We start from the raw sequence: 16,076 nt of genomic DNA, 5'->3' as shown, positions 1-16,076 counted from the left end.
AGGAGGCAAAATTATGACAAAGTTTATCGTTAGACGCCTGCTCCAGACAATTCCTGTCCTTATAGGCGTATCAATTCTTGTGTTTTCATTAATGTATTTAATTCCAGGGGATCCTGCACAAATTATTGCTGGTGAAGCCGCTTCCCCTCAAACTGTTGAACAGATTCGAGAAAAGTTAGGCTTAAATGACCCTGCGCCAGTGCAATATTTTAAATATGTGAAAAATATTGTCCAAGGAGACTTAGGGAACTCGATACGAAGTGGACGTCCAGTTATGGATGAGATTAAAGCGAGGTTTTGGATAACGGTTGAACTGTCCTTTTATTCAACGCTTTTAGCAGTCTTCTTAGGGCTTATCGCCGGTATCATATCTGCCGTCAAACATTATTCATGGTCAGATGTGACGATTATGATCGTTGCTCTTTTTGGACTTTCAATGCCAAACTTTTGGTTAGGGCTTATGCTCATCCAGTGGTTTGCAATCGGCCCAGATTGGTTACCAGAATTCTTAAAAATGAGAGCATCGGGTTGGGGCGATAGCTGGAAACAAGTCATTTTACCTGTTGTTACATTAGGAACAGGTGGAGCAGCAATTATTGCTCGTATGACACGTTCTTCCATGCTTGAAGTCATCGGACAAGATTATATACGTACAGCCCGAGCTAAAGGACTGGGTGAACGGGTAGTTGTCTATCGTCACGCGTTAAAAAATGCATTAATTCCTGTCGTGACTGTCGTTGGTCTTGAGTTCGGAGGATTCCTAGGTGGTGCGGTTCTGACAGAAACCATTTTTGCGATTAACGGTATGGGACGGTTGACAATCGACGCAATCCGAACACGTGACTTTCCGATCGTACAAGGAACGGTTTTGATCATCTCCTTCTTGTTCGTTTTCGTCAATTTGCTCGTAGATATTTCCTACCGCTTATTGAATAAACGGATGGATGTAAACTGATAAATGGCTGAAAAGAGGTGTGGCACAATGGAAACGGATTTATTGAAAGTGGAGAACCTGCGTACTTCCTTTTATACCGATGACGGTGAAGTGAAGGCGGTTGACGGTGTCAGCTTCGGTTTACCTAAGGGAAAAACACTTGGAATCGTAGGTGAATCTGGCTCAGGCAAAAGTATAACAGCGCTTTCAATTTTAAAATTACTCGCAGCGAATGGAAAAATCGTTGGCGGAGAAGTGAATTTCAAAGGAGAAAACCTTCTCTCCTATAGTGATAAAGAAATGCGATCGATACGGGGCAATGCAATCTCAATGATTTTCCAAGAACCCATGACTTCATTGAACCCTGTTTTTACAGTCGGACAACAAATTAGCGAATCGCTTGTGAAGCACCAACAATTAGGCAAAAAGGAAGCAATGAGCCGATCTATCGAATTGTTGAAGCTCGTTGGTATTCCGTCTCCTGATAAGCGTGTAAAGCAATATCCACATGAATTATCGGGTGGTATGCGGCAACGTGTCATGATTGCGATTGCACTTGCTTGTAATCCAGAAATATTAATTGCAGACGAACCGACAACCGCTCTAGACGTAACGATACAAGCACAAATTCTTGGTCTTATTCGCGGACTACAAAAAAAGTTTGGCATGTCTGTCATTATGATTACACATGATCTCGGTGTCGTCGCAGAAACTTGTGATTATGTTGCCGTCATGTATGCAGGACAAGTAGTGGAATACGCAGACATTCTATCTTTATTCCAATATCCTAAACACCCGTACACAATCGGGCTGATGAATTCTCTTCCAAGGCACGATAAAGAACTTGAAAAACTGGAACCTATTTTAGGGAATGTGCCGAATCCAAAAGAGATGCCCGTTGGATGCAGATTTGCTCCGAGATGTCCGGCAGCAACGGATTTATGCAGAACGAAAATGCCAGACCTTCTACCAGATGAAAAGGGGAATGATATCCGTTGTTGGATTTACACGGATCAGTGGGATGGCGAATCGGAGGTGACGATTTATGGCGAAAAAAGAAATGCTGAAAGTGGAAGGACTCAAACAATACTTTCCCATTAAAGGTGGGTTAATGGGTCGCACGATTAATCACGTAAAAGCGGTTGACGATATTAGCTTTACGATTTACGAAGGCGAAACGGTCAGCATTGTAGGTGAATCCGGATGCGGAAAGTCAACGACAGGTCGTTCAATTCTGCGCCTTGAAGAACCGACAGATGGATCGGTTGTTTTTAACGGTGAGGAATTAACCACTCTCTCCAAACGGGAAATGCGAAAGCATCGGAAAGACTTACAAATTATCTTTCAAGATCCTTATGCGTCCATTAACCCGCGGCAAACAGTGGCAGATGTATTAGATGAAGCGATGACGATTCAAAAAATCTTACCTGCTAAGCAACGACGGAAACGAATCATCGAGTTGCTAGAAACAGTCGGATTAAATGAATATCAAGCGGATCGATACCCACACGAATTTTCTGGCGGTCAACGACAACGGATCGGTATTGCGCGCGCTTTATCCGTTAATCCAAAATTAATCATTTGTGATGAAGCCGTTTCCGCACTAGACGTTTCCATACAAGCACAAGTATTAAATCTATTAGAAGAACTGCAGGAACAATATCAGTTAACGTATTTATTTATCTCGCACGATTTGGGTGTAGTCCGACATATTTCAGATCGGGTTATCGTTATGTATCTTGGAAAAATTGTAGAAATCGGAGATAAGCATTCGATATTTGAAAATGCAAAACATCCGTATACGAAGGCATTGCTATCTGCAATACCTGTACCTGATCCAACACGTGAGAAAAAGCACATCGTGTTAACAGGCGATGTTCCTTCTCCAATTGATCCACCAGCAGGCTGTCGTTTCCACACACGTTGCCCGTTCGCACAAGACATTTGCAAAAAGGAAACTCCTGTTCTTGGTACATATGCTGCCATGGCAGATGGTCACGAAGCAGCTTGTCATTTTGTCGAAGAAATTGAAAGTGGAACACTACAGGCAAAAGAATTTGAAGAAACCGTATTTGGGTAATCTCTACAGGTATAATGAAAGACTTATAAAACGGTCAACTCTATGCATAGGTTGTTTTTAGGCATTAAAGATCTAGTTCTGAAAAACGAGCAGCATTCAACTCGCCCGTCGTAAATAGGATGTCTAAGCAAAACTTGACTTCTATCTGGCGATAATTCCTGGAATTAGATTTGAATACATAAAAAGGATGCCATTTTTTGATAGCATCCTTTTTATTTTTGACTACGCTCGGATGTTTTTTCTGTTTTGTAAGTGCTCACTAGCATCGTCTTACTTCCGTCACAGCCTTTATGAGCATATACAGCTAGACGGTATAAGAAAATTTCAAAGTAAGTGCGTGAAAGTCTTCCTAGGAGGTTAGTCGACTACGATTGGATGACCGACTTCTGGACCAGAGATGCCTGTAACTGTATAGCCATGTGCGGATGTCACTAGAGGTGTGCATGCTAGGATGCTGAGGGATAGGATAAACATCGTTAGTTTTTTCTTCATTTTTCTTCACCTCCTTTCAATTCGAACGTCATGTTACTGTAGGAAAGGATACAAAGTTCTTGGTAGGTGTATGCATTTTTATATTTCTTCTGTTCTGCGAAATAGTTGGAAAAATGGTGTGCAGCGGTTTTTAAGCTTTTCCAATCTTTGTTCATACGAAAACCAGCCGTGCAAGAGCGCATCTTTTGTTCGTATTCTTCATATTCTCCCATGAAATAATAGATGGTTGCTTCTAAGTACGTAAGTTGGTCTTGCTCAATTTCGGACGATACCGTCTCTTTCAATTTAGGTAAGAAGGTGTGTAACGTTTTAAAATCCTTTAGTTGCAGTACAATTTCCACTTTCAGCTTCATGGCGTTAAAGGCATTTTCACTTTGATGTTGTTGTAAAATTTCTAATGACTTGTTAATTTCTCTTAAGGCTTGCATATATTCTTTCTCTAGATAAAAGAAGTACGCTTGATTGTGACAAACGTCCGCATACAGTTTGGACTTTTTATCCGTAATAATGCTGCTGCCTTTCTCAATATAGTGTTTTGCGTCCTCCATTTTATGCTGTTCCATATAAAGTGCAGCAATTAAATTGTAACAATGACCGCATTTTTCCCAGTCATGGAAATGCATATACAAAGTGAGAGCTTGTTTAGCATAGACCAATGCTGTTCCGTAATCGTAACTATGATAAAAGGCCAAGGAAATATTGTAATTTAACTTGGCAGACAGGACTTCGTCTTTTGTCAAATGCAAGGAATCCAGAAAATAACGGATGCTCTTCTTGTACTCTCGGTTAAAATACTGATAGATTCCTGTTACAAATGTGTATTTTTCCAAAATGGAATTACTTGCTTGATTGATATAGTCTGTAGGAATGATTTTTATTTCGGAAGTATAGTGGGATTGAGCAAGTGTGATTTGTGCAAAGCGCACAAGTTCCAAGTACTTTAACAGATTGAATAGAATTTCTTGTTTAAAAGATGAAATGTAGGTGAATTTGTTTACATGTTTCGTTAAAAATTGTTGGACTTCCTTTTCATTTGTATTCAGCGACTTTTCATATTGAATTAGCAACACTTGTAAGTCAGGATGATCTTCATAGATTTTGTGAAAATAAGAAGTAGGTACTTCTAGTTTATTCGCTAGCAATTGAAGAACTTCGTTTGAAGGATCAAAACGTCCACTTTCAATATTGCTATAATGCGAAGTTGAAACGATGCCGTGACTAATCTCTTTTTGCGATAATCCTTTCGCTTCTCTCAACTTCTTAAGACGCGTACCAAGATGCACATTGACACCCCCTGTCCACTTCTTTACTCTAATTGTATGAAATACATTTCGGAAACACAACACAATATTTTTAAATTCCGAATTTTCATTCTTACTACCCTGTTTTGCCATGAAACAAATGATTCTTCCAGCCCGTCCACGTATGTCCAATCCTCTACTTTATCATTAATATTCTTTCTTTTTTAATCATTTCCGCCGAACTATTTACCTATTCAGCACGTAACTTTTGAAGTTGAACAATGAAAAGTAGTATGCAATCCATTACAGCATTAGTGTTCTAAAAAAATATGAGGTATATTACCAAAATTTTAATTTTAAAAATATACATGCTACAATGAATGTATGTTGGACAACATACATTACGAAGGCAAACTGGCCAGTTGCTTTCCTAAGGAGCGAGTACCGTGAGAAGAATTGTCACAACGATTGTAGTCGGCATTCTCGTGATTGGTTTCCGGTTCCCTGTCCACGCTTCCGTATCAGATCAACTTAATCATCAATCAAGCTTTCAGCCGTTAGTATGTATGGAGCAATTGCCGAAAAGTCTAGTAGAATTTATGCTATTGACAAGCATGGGCGATGTCGCAATCTTCACGTCAATTGTTGATGAATTGGAAGCACTTAGTCAGATTGTAGGTGCAGTTGAAAAGATTGTCTCCCCGTATGCAGTCGTTCACTCTGAGATACAATTAGAACAAGATCAAACAAACCAAATTGCAAACGCAGCATCTAACGACACGAATTCGGTTGTAGCCGACAAGCACTTCCAAGGGGTGGACAGTGAACGAGACTGTTCAACACTTATTTGGTCGGCGATGCTCATTTATGCAACGTGGCGTTTGCATGGCAGAAGACATGACGCCCAGAAAGGTTTACATGATGCAGACGCATGCAACAAAAAAACAGATGAATAGTTGTACGATGATGCTTATAGATGTGAGTTGGCGATAAAATTCGTGCATGAAGTTGAATTATTCGGCGAGTAATACCGTTCTATTGACGGAACTAAGATAATAAGGGAGTCCTGTGCTATTTTCACCTTATTAGTATCTTAGTTCCTTTTTTCGTAATCGTGGAGGGTGTTTTGTTGCTCCGCGTAGTGTTTGTTCCTGCTTGTTTTCCCTCGACCTTTGCACCGTTTCTGAAGCACACCATTCGAATTCCTACTATTGCGACCAATTATTGAGTGTTAACAAATGAATTGATAGAGAAAGATGGAATCGTATCATCCTCTAAAATTGTATTATTTTTAGTAGTTTTGTGTATGTCGCGAAGTGTCTAATTCAATCATTTCAAGTGAAAGTATTGTGTTGTTACAAAACTTTTTTATAAATGATGTACCTTTTCCCTCTGTAATCTTCCCCCTTTTATATTTTCTCAAAATTTCAATTATTAGTTTATAAATGGTATAGTTGCATTATGTTGGACAACATACAATTTGAAGACAAACTGGCCAGTTGTCTTCCCTAGGAGCGAGTGACGTGAAAAAAGTAGTCGCAACAGTAGCAGCTGGTATTCTCTTACTGAATTTACAGTTCCCCGTCCAAGCATCATCTGTCTCAAAGCATGTCGATCAAATCTTGACGTTGCAACCAGGCGTATCTATGGAAGAGCTGCAAAAAGAAGTCGCAGACCTTTCGATGACGACCGGCATGAATGAAGATGAAATTTATGAAAAAATGCTCGCTGAAATGGAGTATCAAAACCAGTTGGCGGAAGAAGAGGCAAAGCAATTGGCAGAGGAGTATGACGCTACAGATGAAGCGGCCATCCAAGGCGGTGGCGGGTCAGCGTTATATATCGTCGGACCGAGTGCACAAGGGGATTTTTACTACACACCTTCCGCAACCGCTTATGTCAACCATGGACATGTAGGGCTTTACTACACGAGCAATACAATCGTTGAATCCATTTATCCTTCAGGCGTGCGCAGCATTTCAGCGAATGTCCGAAAAGTTGACAAAGGTGCTGTTGTAAAATCCGTTTCTGCAACGAGTACTGTAAAAAGAAATGCAGCGAATTGGGCATACGGAGAAATCGGCGAGAAGTATTCTTTGAATTTCGCGAACAACCGAAATACAGGCCATTATGGTGCTAAAAACTGTTCTAAATTGATCTGGTCTGCGTATTTATTAAAAGGGAATCTGGACTTGGATGTGGATAAAGGATTTGGCGTCTATCCACGGGATGTCCGTGATGCCAAGCAGACAGTATTCAAACGGAAGATCTAACGGTAGTGGTTGTAACCCTAATTTTGCATATCCGTCGTTAGGCATATTAGTGAGCGCAACAGATTAGGGGTTGTCTTAATTCATAAGAATGGAACTAAGCAAACAGTAAACTCGTTTGCTTAGTTTTGTTCATAAGGAGCGTGTTGGAGATGAAAAAGAGATGGTTTATTTCAGGAATACTTGTACTTGTTCTATTAACCGTATCCTCCGTTTACGTTTTTAGTACTAAAAACGAGAACTTACTCACGACGGAACAACTTCCATCCGTCATTACGAATTCTGTTGCGGCACTATACTTTTCTACAACTGCTGATCAAGATATGAACCGAGACGGGTTAAGTTTTGCGGTTTTTATTAACAAAGAGGGACAAACGGACGTGTTTGAAATGGATGGCTTGGAATTAGGCACCATCCACGGAAATGATGAATCGTTTTTTCTGGAGGACCGTAGCCATGTTCACGTTGTGGATCAGAAAGGGACAAAAACGTTTGCTATAGAAGGTGAAGAGCATACCGGTGAAGTGACTGGATTTCGTAATGGCATGTATTACAGCGTGTATAATTCAGGGTTTAATGAGGAGGGGGGCTATTCGTCCAATATTCGAGTCGGGAATAAAGATGGATTTAAAACAATCGAGATACCGTATTATTTACACATGTCTGGCATAACGGAGGATGAGCTGATGATGGTCGCTGGAGAAGAAGAGTACATTTCATTGTTTACGATGCCGCTTCAAGATAGCGTACAAATAGAGGAAGTCGTGCCACTTGGAAAAGTGGGTGACCGATTAGGACTTTCGCCAATTGTTAAAGCCGATGGTGCGTATTTCATGTTAATTAGCGATACGCAAAAGTTAACGAGCGAATTGTATCGAATTGACGGGCAAGCGAAAACTGTGAAGATGTTTCCGTTTCTTACATACAAAGATGCGGAAGATTATCGAATCCGAGTCCCTTATAATTTACGAAATGCTGCGGCTGTCATAGGCGATACATTCTACTATGTAGACGGTGTAGGTGAAGTGCATAGCATCCACGTAGATACCGGTGAAACGGGCTTGGCATTTTCGTTGGAAGGAGCGAGTACAGGGAGCTTGAAAATGAGTGAACAAACGTATTTTCAAGATGATAAATTACATTTCTTCCGTTATGACAAAGCAACTAGTGAACACACCATCGACACGTATGACGTACAAACGGGCAAAAAGGTAAGTACACTACCCGTCCAAGGCCTGGCCGACATGTTCGACTACACAAACAAAAAAAACAAACGCATCTCCCCCTACGACTTCATCGTATTCGATAAATGAATGTTGAGAATTGTTCGGGTGCCTGTCCCCCGAAAAATTGCGAATTGTGTTGGGGACTGTCTCCCATCACAAATGTTGCAAAATATTATTTTGAGCGGTTTTTTGTGTCATTTTTTGATTGTAGATAGCCCGTAGAGATGGGGGAAAAGGTTTTTGTTTGGAGAAAATAGTAGGAAGAAGATTGAGTTGATGGGCTTTTTAGGTGATCCTGACGAATTCCAACCGAATAAAGTGGTACTGTTCAAATTCTCATTATCGCAGATTTGTGACAATTGACGAAACTTTTATTGTTGACTATGGTAAGTGAAAACAATAGGAGTGATTATCGTTATGGATCGTTGGAGGAGAGAGTTTCAGCAAAGGATGGATGGACAGGTGGTTGCTTCGTATGGCTAGACAACGCCGTGTTTGGTCACCACATTTGTATTACCACGTCGTCATGCGAGGCAACAACCGGCAAGAGATTTTTCATCATCCGTCTGACTATCGGATGTTGTTGCAGTCGCTTCATTATACATACGAACGACATCCGTTTTCTCTTGCTGCGTATTGTATTATGAACAACCATTACCATCTACTTATTCGTTCGCCAGTTGTCCATCTTGGAAAAGTGATGGGACGGCTCAACAAAAAATATGGCGATTACTACCGAGGTAAATATGACTACACTGGCTTTTTATACGAGGGGCGTTATTATGCAGAGAAAATTACAAATGCAAGGAGTCTATTACGGATTAGTCGTTACATTCATCGAAATCCAATTGATACGAAGTTTCCGTTAGTCGATCAGATGGAGAACTATCCATACAGCTCTTTCACACAGTATGCGACCGCTACGTCTTCTGATTTTCCATTCTTCGATAACGAAATCATTCGACTCGCGTTGCCTTATATGCATTTAACGAAAATGGAAGACTATCTTGGCTTTTGTAGAGAGGTCCTTGAAGACGAAATGGATCTGGGGACATCGATCGGAATTGCTCGAGACAATCTTTGACTCGTTTAACTATGTGTGGTTAGCAGCGATTCTTGTACGAAAAAAGCCTTGCGTGTGTGTCTCAAATGCAAGCATACGTAAAGAATCATTTACCATCCTAAACGTAAAAAAGCTGTTGAGAAATTCACTCCCCACAACTCCTCGACAGCTTTTCTTATCATTATGCTGTACCAACTTACAGGCAACTTCTTTATTTCGAAGTATTTTTCCTTCCTTCTCTCACATACCCACAACGCTTACATCTATTAGAATAATAGTCCATTCGATGGTAGCCCGATAACTTGCACATCAATTTTCCGATCCATTTCAACATACAAAGCTCCCCCCATTTGCTAGATTCTCTCCACCATCAATCCAACTACCTATACTTTCGTGAAAATTTATTCTAGTATACACCAGAATAAGTACTTAGAATTATTTTCTACAATAACTCTCAAAAAAAGTGTAGAAAACACATAATTCGACGCATAAAGAAGGTGCCTGTCCCCTAAACAATTCTGAATTGTTTTGGGGACTGGCACCGGTTTTATAGGTCTATTTGCATGCCTTCTTCGGCTATGCGGAAGCCACGTTCCTTTACTTGTTGCGTAAAGGGATGGCATGGGTCGATTGCAGGATTCGTATGGTTGAAATGGGTGAAGTAGATGTCGGTTTCATTGACCAAGTCTTGCAAGCGGTCCATTGTTTCGGTCATGACGGGATGAGGGATTTCTCTATAATCCCTGCCCATGTTCTCAATTTCTGCAATGGAATGGAACGTAGCGTCCAAGATGCAGACGTCTGCTTTCTTTGCAGCATCGTATATATTGACTTCCCACGCTGTCCATGAATCGATGTCTGGAATGTATAAGATTTTTCGATTACGTCCTTCAATCCAGAATCCGTAAGTCTCTGAAAATTCATTGCGGTGAGGCACTTCGACAGGTCTTATGGCAACGTCTTCACTGATTTGTACCGCTTTGCCTGCTTGTAATGCCTTCACGTTAATATTCCCTAGGTCCACAAGTTGCCGCCACGGTGCTTCCGTTTCAAGCATCTGTTTCAACTTCGGACCTACATATGTAGAAACGCCTTGCGCGCCAATTGCTTCACGGCCTAAAAACAATAACCCCGGATAATGGCCGATGTGAGCATGTGTCAAAAAGATACTGTCCATTAACACGCCTGCCAGCCCATATTGCATTTGAACAGCAGCGAACTGTTCTTTAAAATCCAGCGAAGCGTCTATTAAGTACCACGTTTTCTCTTCAGGAATGACGACCGCAACTGAAGCGGCATATCTTCTTTTAGCAGGATTCGTTAACGCCTCTTTACACTGTGCGCACGTACAATTCGGTTGAGGGATCCCTGCATCTTGAGCTGTCCCAAGTATCGTTAACACTGCTTGTTTCATTTTACGAGCCTCCTATCGCTTTTCTTCACAATTGTCCAACCGGTATACCCATATAACACATTCATGAGCGGGACGAGGAATGCGAGGAATGTGTAAGGAATGAATGCCATCGGATCGACTTCCAGAACACTTGCCGCAAAGACTGCCGGGACACCCCATGGTACAAGATTAATGCCTACTGTACCAGCCGCTTCCACGCAGCGGGATAAATTTTTCGTATCAATTTGAAGCTCTTTATATTTATGTACAAACGTGCGGGCTGGTAAAATGATCGCCAAAAACTGCGCCCCTGTAGAAAATGCGACAGCAAATGTCGAAACAATCGTCAACATAATTAAGGAACCAGTCGATTTCACGCGTTCAAGCATTCTTCGGGTTAGTACTTGAAACGCGCCTGTTTCTTCCATAATGCCACCTAATCCGGTAGCCAATACTAATAAAACAATTGTGCCATACATCGACACCATACCGCCTTTATTTAATAGCTTATCAACTGCCTCGACACCTGATTCAACTTGGTATCCACTTGTCATGAACTGCATGACGGACGTCACCGTTTCACCTTGGACAACTATCGCTAACACGGCACCTATGATAGCGACGCCTAACAGTGCAGGTAACGCGGGTGTCCGCTTAATAATTAGCACAATCGTCAGCACCGGCATGAGCAACAACAGCGGATGGATGATGAAGATCGATTGGAGTCCATCCATTAACGCGATAATTGACGACTGATCTGCCCCTTGAATAACTGAAGTGTGTCCGATTACCGCATACAAAACAAGTGCAATAAAAAATGCAGGTAACGTATCCCACAGCATATGTTTCACGTGACTAAATAAATCGGTCTCCGCTACTGCCGGTGCGATGTTCGTCGTATCCGACAACGGTGATAGTTTATCACCAAAAAACGCACCAGAAATAATCGCACCTGCAACGAGTCCTGGTGGAAACCCAAGACCTTCACCAATTACCATAAACGCCAAACCAACAGTTGCAATTGATGTGAATGAACTACCTAACGTTATGGACACGAGCCCAGTTACAATGGCTACAGCCGGCACAAAGAAATCCGGATGAATGAATTTCAACCCGTAATAAATCATCGTCGGAATGACACCACCCGCAATCCACGTACCAATGATAATCCCGATCACGAGTAAAATAAACACTGCCGGCAACGCCCTTGCTACACCATTCACCATCATCTGCTGTACAGCATTCCATTTCCAACCTGCCATCAAAGCCACGACAGCAGCCATCACCATGCCTGCAAGCAACGGTACATGCATGCCCACTTTCCACACAAAAATGGAACCAGCACCCGCAGCAATCAACACAATTACCGGCAACAACGCCATCCAAAACGTCAGCCTCTTTTCCATCTTCCTTCCCCCTTTAAGGTGCCAGTCCCCGACACAATTCAGAATCGTTTTGGTGCCTGTCCCCCGAACAATTGCAAATTGTCCGGGGGACAGGCACGCGCATAATTCCCTATATTACCACAATTCAACTATCTATATAAGATAAAAAAAGAGGTGAGTTCACGCACTATTTCGCGTGTTGTCACCTCTTTTTGATTATTCGTAATTAGTGATTACATAAACATACCAGCGATTGTTCCGCTCATCAAGTTCGCAAGGGTTCCTGCAAGTACCGCTTTCATCCCTAATTTTGTGACAGTTGTACGTTGGTTTTCCGCAAAAGCTGTCATACTTCCGATTAGAATTCCAAGTGAACCGATGTTTGCAAAACCACACAAAGCGAAGGTCATAATCGCAACAGTTTTATCCGATAGCATATCAATCATCGGCTGGAATGACGTAAAGGCAACCATCTCATTCAAAATCACCTTTTGCCCTAACAAGTTACCTGCAGTCATCGCTTCAGACCACGGAACCCCCATGATGAATGCCAATGGTGCAAACAAATATCCAAAAATTTGTTCGAGTGAAAGGTCAGGGAAGCCAAACCAACCACCAATTCCGCCTAAAATACCATTTGCTAACGCTAATACAGCAATGAAAGCAATCAACATCGCGATAATTAGCCCAGCCATTTTCATCCCTTCCATCGCACCACGTGTGATGGCATCAATCAGACCTGACTTCTCTTCTTCATCTGCTACTTCACTAGGATCAACAGAAATGGAAGACGCATTCAAAACAGGTGTTTCCGTTTCAGGAATCAGGATTTTCGCAAAAACCAATCCCGCAGGAGCTGCCATGAAACTCGCTGACAACAGGAAGTTTATCGGTATACCTAACGCGGCATAGGCCATTAAGGTTCCACCCGCGACCGAGGCTAGACCACCGACCATTACGGCAAATAGTTCTGATCTTGTTAACGTTTTTATATAAGGTTTAATAAGGACAGGCGCTTCTTGAATTCCCAAGAAAATATTGGAAGCTGCTGTCAAAGACTCCGGCTTGCTTGTCCCTAAAAGTTTTGCAAGCCCTCCACCAATTACACGGACAAAAAACTGCATAATGCCAAAATGGTACAACACTGAAATAAGCGCAGTGACAAAAATCGCCATCGCCGCTACCCGAATTCCGAAGATAAAACCAGTCGGTTGTGACGGGTCTGCCAAACTTCCGAAAACAAACGCTAACCCTTCATTTCCATAATGAATGACATTTCGAACCCCTTCAGAAATCTTCTCAAGTACCATACGCCCAATCGTCGACTTCAGTACAAGATAGCCAAAAAGGATTTGAAGTGCAACACCAATCCCTACAATACGATAATTAATCTTCTTTTTGTTCTCAGATAACAAAAAAGCAATAAACAATATAACAAGACAACCTAATAGGCCAGTGAGTATATTCATCCTCTTCTCCTTTATTCACAAGTGACATTTTCCACGATATGTGTAATCGGTTACATGTAATTTACCAAAAATCATATTCACTGTCAATGTCTATTTTTAACACTTAAAAATTCAAACTGTATTGATTTGTCTTCACTTTATTGCTATGTTTATGTAAGCGATAACATAGGAGAGTGAGTTCATTTTGCCTACAATCAAAGATGTCAGCAAGCTAGCAGGCGTTTCTGTTGCTACCGTTTCACGCTATCTGAATAAAAATGGCTACGTCAGTCAACAAGCGGCAGATGCAATCGCAGAAGTCATTGACAAACTGAATTACAAACCAAATAACATTGCAAGAAGCTTAGCGGGCATGAAAACCGCGACAATCGCACTTATGGTACCAGACATTTTAAATCCATTTTTTCCCGAAGTCGCAAGAGCGACCGAGGATGCAGCAAACGCTTATGATTACACACTCATCTTATGCAACACAGACAACAATCCAGAAAAAGAACAAAAATATATTGAAACATTAATTCACAAGCAAGTCGACGGCATCATCATTTCGTCTTACACGATTAAACCCGAACAACTTGAACACTTACAAAAACGCAAAATCCCAGTCATCCTTATGGACAATCACTTATCGGGCAGTTCAATCGTCTCGCTCATGTCCAACAATTTTAACGGTGGTAAACTTGCAACCGAACATTTACAAAACCAAGGCTGTCGGAAAATCGCGCACATTTGCGGGCCGATTCATATTACATCTTCCCGCGAACGGACGAACGGATACGAAGTCATTGCGAAGCAACTCGATTCATTCACACCGAGCCTTATTGCATATAGTGATTTCACCGTCAAAGGTGGCTACCGGGCAATGCAGGAACTTATCCAGAAACACCCCGATCTCGACGGTGTTTTTGCAAGCAATGACCTAATGGCGGCAGGCGCAATTAAAGCCCTGCAAGAAGCAAACCTTTCTGTCCCTACTGACGTTAAAGTCATCGGGTTTGACGGCATCCAAATGGAAATGATGTCACCTGAAATTTCAACAGTTGCCCAGCCCATTTACGAAATTGGCAAAACAGCCGTTGATACGTTAGTCAAACTCATTAATGGCGATCCGATTGAAACGTACACGCAAACATTTGAAGTCGAATTACAAGTAAAACAGTCAACTTCCATACAATCCAAGTAAAAACGGTTGAGTTCCTAGTATGCGGAACTCAACCGTTTTTATGAAACAGAAACCGAACTTCTCCTTGCGAACAATTCCATACAAACTGCTAACAACACACCGACTAATAAACCATTGCTCACAATCGGTTGAAATAATACCGGAAACACACTGAACGTCTCCGCCGGGATATTCATTACACTAATTCCGACGAGCAAAGGAATCGTTAAACGATAAAGCGACATGCGACCAACTGGTAAATTCCCCAAATTCTTAATTGCAGTTCCAAACAGTTGTAAGTATGCGACAAACAAAACCGCATCGCCTACACTCATCGGCATTGTCGAGAAAAACGAACCAAGTATAGGGACAACTCCAAGCACGATGAACAGCAAACCTCCAAGTATAAACGGCGCACGCTGATAGATTTTCGTACTTTCCAAAAACCCGATGGAAGATGTATACGGTCCGTATGGGATTAACCCGAACAATCCGGCTACAATCGTATGCACACCTGTTAACATAAAGGACCAACTGAATCTTTTTTTATCGGTCGTCGTCTTAAATACTTTCTCCACAGTCGTAATCGAGACTAACGAATTCGCCATATTAATCAGCCCAGCAAAAAAAGCAGTTAGCAAAATACCAATATCAAATCGGAATGAGCCCCATGGCAAATAGGTAAATAACGCAGTCCCCGTTCCAGATACTTGTGCCGTTGCCGGGAATAAAAGACTATGGGCAATCCAACCACCGATCATACCGATGAGAATAGCAAAGTTACCGATTTTCCCTCTTACTTTTACAGTTAAGACAAGCACAAGCAGCACAATGCAAATGGATAACAATGCAACGGGTTCATTTATCGTGCCATCCACACCGATACCGAGCATCCCTTTAAAGAAAATCATTATGAGCTGTATCGATAATAAAAACAAATAGACCGTTAACACTACTTTATTGAAAATCCGTTTTAAGACATCTGAAAAACCAATTGCGCCTAACAGAATCGTTACGATTCCAGCCGCTACCATTCCTAATGCAAGACTTCCACCGAGCTGCGCATAACTAATCCCGACAGCTGGAGCAGAAGCACAAAGACTTAACACAAGCCCCCACCATACACCGCCATGCCCTTCCATTAATGGATAGCGATGACCGAACAAAGCTTGTAAGATACTAGCGGTACCCACTAGCGTTGCATAGTTTACACTAAATGCATTAAAATCCATATTTTAACATTATGGTACTCCGGAAAAATTTAAAAAAGGGAACGGGGGTCTACAGTTAAATCAGTTCCCTTTTTTTGTAATTTAATTTATTTAGCTTTGTTTTTCTTTGTTGCTTTTAACTTCTTCTCT

15 protein-coding genes are annotated in these 16,076 nt (G+C 41.6%); 9 read left to right on the top strand and 6 right to left on the bottom strand.

All coding sequences use genetic code 11. The features are described from left to right. The first annotated feature begins 13 nt into the window (after nt 1-13). Genes QT711_RS04595 through QT711_RS04585 form a run of 3 tightly spaced genes read left to right on the top strand, consistent with a single transcriptional unit; the run spans nt 14 to nt 3,014 of the window. Entirely contained in the window at nt 14-955 is a 942-nt protein-coding gene (locus tag QT711_RS04595; protein ID WP_317942349.1) for an ABC transporter permease, read from the top strand. A 27-nt stretch (nt 956-982) separates the two neighbouring features. Then, nucleotides 983-2,035 (top strand): ABC transporter ATP-binding protein, encoded by a 1,053-nt coding sequence (locus tag QT711_RS04590; protein ID WP_317942348.1) that lies wholly within the window; start codon nt 983-985, stop codon nt 2,033-2,035. After that, the gene (locus QT711_RS04585) at nt 1,980-3,014 is read left to right on the top strand and encodes an ABC transporter ATP-binding protein (RefSeq protein ID WP_317942347.1); all 1,035 of its coding nucleotides are present in this window, start codon (nt 1,980-1,982) and stop codon (nt 3,012-3,014) included. Before QT711_RS04590 ends, QT711_RS04585 begins: the two co-directional genes overlap by 56 nt. 357 nt (nt 3,015-3,371) lie before the next feature. On the opposite strand, the gene QT711_RS04580 is transcribed toward QT711_RS04585, so the two are convergent. Together QT711_RS04580 and QT711_RS04575 are read right to left on the bottom strand one after the other, a co-directional pair. Continuing rightward, the gene (locus QT711_RS04580; RefSeq protein ID WP_317942346.1) at nt 3,372-3,506 is read right to left on the bottom strand and encodes a hypothetical protein; all 135 of its coding nucleotides are present in this window, start codon (nt 3,504-3,506) and stop codon (nt 3,372-3,374) included. After that, the gene (locus tag QT711_RS04575) at nt 3,503-4,789 is read right to left on the bottom strand and encodes a helix-turn-helix transcriptional regulator (protein WP_317942345.1); all 1,287 of its coding nucleotides are present in this window, start codon (nt 4,787-4,789) and stop codon (nt 3,503-3,505) included. The genes QT711_RS04580 and QT711_RS04575 overlap by 4 nt, the downstream gene beginning before the upstream one ends. Nucleotides 4,790-5,193: 404 nt before the next feature. Here QT711_RS04575 and QT711_RS04570 point away from each other — a divergent pair, with 404 nt between their 5' ends. The 5 genes from QT711_RS04570 to QT711_RS04550 all read left to right on the top strand — a co-directional run bounded on the left by QT711_RS04570 (nt 5,194) and on the right by QT711_RS04550 (nt 9,327). Further along, nucleotides 5,194-5,703: a hypothetical protein gene (locus tag QT711_RS04570; protein WP_317942344.1), complete on the top strand. Its 510-nt coding sequence runs from the start codon at nt 5,194-5,196 to the stop codon at nt 5,701-5,703. A 567-nt stretch (nt 5,704-6,270) separates the two neighbouring features. Then, nucleotides 6,271-7,020, top strand: a complete 750-nt coding sequence (locus tag QT711_RS04565) for a hypothetical protein (protein WP_317942343.1) — start codon at nt 6,271-6,273, stop codon at nt 7,018-7,020. Nucleotides 7,021-7,169: 149 nt separating this feature from the next. Then, nucleotides 7,170-8,330 carry a hypothetical protein gene (locus QT711_RS04560; RefSeq protein WP_317942342.1) on the top strand — a complete coding sequence of 387 codons (1,161 nt, stop codon included), beginning with the start codon at nt 7,170-7,172 and terminating at the stop codon, nt 8,328-8,330. Nucleotides 8,331-8,483: 153 nt separating this feature from the next. Then, complete coding sequence (locus QT711_RS04555; protein ID WP_317942341.1) at nt 8,484-8,606, top strand: hypothetical protein; 123 nt, start codon at nt 8,484-8,486, stop codon at nt 8,604-8,606. A 112-nt stretch (nt 8,607-8,718) separates the two neighbouring features. Next, entirely contained in the window at nt 8,719-9,327 is a 609-nt protein-coding gene (locus QT711_RS04550) for a transposase (protein WP_317942340.1), read from the top strand. A 526-nt stretch (nt 9,328-9,853) separates the two neighbouring features. On the opposite strand, the gene QT711_RS04545 is transcribed toward QT711_RS04550, so the two are convergent. The 3 genes from QT711_RS04545 to QT711_RS04535 all read right to left on the bottom strand — a co-directional run bounded on the left by QT711_RS04545 (nt 9,854) and on the right by QT711_RS04535 (nt 13,553). Beyond that, nucleotides 9,854-10,720 carry an MBL fold metallo-hydrolase gene (locus QT711_RS04545; protein WP_317942339.1) on the bottom strand — a complete coding sequence of 289 codons (867 nt, stop codon included), beginning with the start codon at nt 10,718-10,720 and terminating at the stop codon, nt 9,854-9,856. Further along, nucleotides 10,717-12,105 (bottom strand): Na+/H+ antiporter NhaC, encoded by a 1,389-nt coding sequence (nhaC, locus tag QT711_RS04540; RefSeq protein ID WP_317942338.1) that lies wholly within the window; start codon nt 12,103-12,105, stop codon nt 10,717-10,719. Before nhaC ends, QT711_RS04545 begins: the two co-directional genes overlap by 4 nt. 212 nt (nt 12,106-12,317) lie before the next feature. After that, the gene (locus tag QT711_RS04535) at nt 12,318-13,553 is read right to left on the bottom strand and encodes a NupC/NupG family nucleoside CNT transporter (protein WP_317942337.1); all 1,236 of its coding nucleotides are present in this window, start codon (nt 13,551-13,553) and stop codon (nt 12,318-12,320) included. A 184-nt stretch (nt 13,554-13,737) separates the two neighbouring features. Here QT711_RS04535 and QT711_RS04530 point away from each other — a divergent pair, with 184 nt between their 5' ends. Then, the gene (locus QT711_RS04530) at nt 13,738-14,736 is read left to right on the top strand and encodes a LacI family DNA-binding transcriptional regulator (protein WP_317942336.1); all 999 of its coding nucleotides are present in this window, start codon (nt 13,738-13,740) and stop codon (nt 14,734-14,736) included. Nucleotides 14,737-14,774: 38 nt separating this feature from the next. Here QT711_RS04530 and QT711_RS04525 read toward each other — a convergent pair whose 3' ends face one another. Then, the gene (locus tag QT711_RS04525) at nt 14,775-15,947 is read right to left on the bottom strand and encodes a uracil/xanthine transporter (protein ID WP_317942335.1); all 1,173 of its coding nucleotides are present in this window, start codon (nt 15,945-15,947) and stop codon (nt 14,775-14,777) included. Nucleotides 15,948-16,076: the final 129 nt, after the last annotated feature.

The organism is Sporosarcina saromensis (assembly GCF_033253735.1).
In the GTDB taxonomy this organism is placed as follows: domain Bacteria; phylum Bacillota; class Bacilli; order Bacillales_A; family Planococcaceae; genus Sporosarcina; species Sporosarcina saromensis.
This window is presented reverse-complemented; position numbering and strand designations above follow the sequence as displayed.